General features: G+C 39.7%; 2 protein-coding genes and 1 pseudogene. 1 reads left to right on the forward strand and 2 read right to left on the reverse strand.

The window, feature by feature from the left end:
* Nucleotides 1-84: 84 nt before the first annotated feature.
* Together HMPREF9720_RS15540 and HMPREF9720_RS16065 are read right to left on the reverse strand one after the other, a co-directional pair.
* Entirely contained in the window at nucleotides 85-750 is a 666-nt protein-coding gene (locus HMPREF9720_RS15540) for a bacteriocin fulvocin C-related protein (RefSeq protein WP_139022507.1), read from the reverse strand.
* 11 nt (nucleotides 751-761) lie between these two features.
* Nucleotides 762-1,208 carry a DUF1573 domain-containing protein gene (locus HMPREF9720_RS16065; RefSeq protein WP_083817630.1) on the reverse strand — a complete coding sequence of 149 codons (447 nt, stop codon included), beginning with the start codon at nucleotides 1,206-1,208 and terminating at the stop codon, nucleotides 762-764.
* A 279-nt stretch (nucleotides 1,209-1,487) separates the two neighbouring features.
* Here HMPREF9720_RS16065 and HMPREF9720_RS14320 point away from each other — a divergent pair.
* A pseudogene (locus HMPREF9720_RS14320) lies at nucleotides 1,488-1,858 on the forward strand (hypothetical protein); the annotation flags it as partial.

A 1,858-nucleotide genomic window follows, 5' to 3' on the forward strand; every position in this document is an offset into this window, starting at 1 on the left:
TTATGCGCCCACTTTTCAACGGAGTCAGGATAACTGCTATCAGAAGCGACGAGAGAAATATTTTGATGAACTGTTTCATGGTTTTTATGCGTAACATACACCCCAACATTTTTCTGCCCAAAACATTCCGCACCCACGGCCGGGTTCACAATCTTCTACATGACAATTATACGACGCATAAGGATGATAGCAAGATAGCACTCCGTGTGCATCACCGCAGTTACATGTTTTCCGACCTATATCCTCACTGCGAGTTTTTGCTGTAACGAAATAAGTCGCTGGAATTTTCTTATTGGAGGATAAAAGTTGAGGGGTATAAACTAAAGAATAAATTATTTCTTGATTCCATTTTAATACTTCTAATCCATAATTTATCCATTTGTATAACTTTATATAAGTAATATCGTCTATATCTCCTTCAAGTACATCAATACTCAAAAAAGAAATAAGTGTTTCGATGTGAGCCTTTTCTTCATCTGTCCACGTCAGGGTTAATGCATTTTGCAGTTTGTGCATCCATAGACTTAATTTTTGTTCTGAGGAAAAAGCCCGATATACTCCCCGTTGGTACTCTAAGTCGTTTATTGCCTGCCATGAACCTGCCTCCATATCCTTTATTTGTTGCATGTTTTTTATAACCTGCATGTTGATAGCGGGATCGCAGCTATATACCAATTCATGTTTTTGACATGAGGTCAAAAATATTAGGGATACTAAAAAAAAGAAAAACATCTGGTTTTTCATACTCATATTTTTTAAGATTAGCGAATTTCACCGGCAACTCTCAACAGTACGACATCATTCTCGGCATTTGTCTTAATAAATACGGATTTGTTAAAAGTGCCCGATTGTGCGCGTAGATCCGCCTTAATGATCAGTTTGCCTGTTTGATTCGGCAGTATCGGTGCTTTAGGGTATTCGACCGATAAACATCCGCAGGATACATCCGCTTTTAAGATCACCAGAGGGACTGTCCCGATATTGGAGAACTCGACCTCTATTGGAATATTCGGGATTTTCTTTCTGTTGATTTTTCCGAAGTCGAACCGATTGTTAGGCAGATGAAGATAGGCTCCTTCAATATTATGGGGAAGCGAGTCATATAAAGGGACATTTGTCGCCTGAATTTCAACACTACGGGGATTATTTGTGCTTGTGCAACAGGTACAACTACAGATTAGCAGAATAAAACAAATGCATTTTTTCATAATAAAAACCGGAAAAATGGAAAATTTGCAATAAGTGACGCTCGGTATATTAAAATGTTGATAACAAAAGTATGGATATATTAATTGGATTATCACGCATAAATTAATCGAAGTTGATACTAACTTAATGTTTTAAATTTTGACTTAGTATATTAACTATTTAATATGTAGCGATTTGAACCGTTCGTTTTTGTGCGGGTGCAGCACGGGATGTTCGAGTTGAGGGTGGGGCTGACCGTAATATTTCCATACATTTGCATAACCTAAATTTCGTTTGTTATGAGATTTCTGCTTTTCTTGAATTTTCTCTTCTCCGTTTGTTTGCTTTCCGCTTGCATGTCCCGTCGTAGTGCAGAGGTAATCGAGGCGCTTGAGCTTGCCGGGCGGAACCGCTCGGAATTGGAACGTATACTTGACCATTATGCAGCGTGTGAGGCGGATAGTCTGAAGTTGCGGGCGGCAGAATTCCTGATTGCCAATATGCCCGGACATCAATGCATATATGGTCCGGAAGTCGATTCGTTCTTTTGTGAGATCGACTCGCTGCTGGATTGTGAAGTCAGTGACTCTTATCCGATTGTGGTGGGATTAAACGAAATTGCGGATCGGCATGCTCCACTGGAATCCGTCATACGTAACGGTATCGAAGT

Origin of the sequence: Alistipes sp. HGB5 (genome assembly GCF_000183485.2) — a bacterium.
In the GTDB taxonomy this organism is placed as follows: domain Bacteria; phylum Bacteroidota; class Bacteroidia; order Bacteroidales; family Rikenellaceae; genus Alistipes; species Alistipes finegoldii.

Bases quoted from the DNA above. Each gene is read 5' to 3' on its own strand.
- HMPREF9720_RS15540 (WP_139022507.1), bottom strand. From the start codon at position 750: ATGAGTATGAAAAACCAGATGTTTTTCTTTTTTTTAGTATCCCTAATA.
- HMPREF9720_RS16065 (WP_083817630.1), bottom strand. From the start codon at position 1,208: ATGAAAAAATGCATTTGTTTTATTCTGCTAATCTGTAGTTGTACCTGT.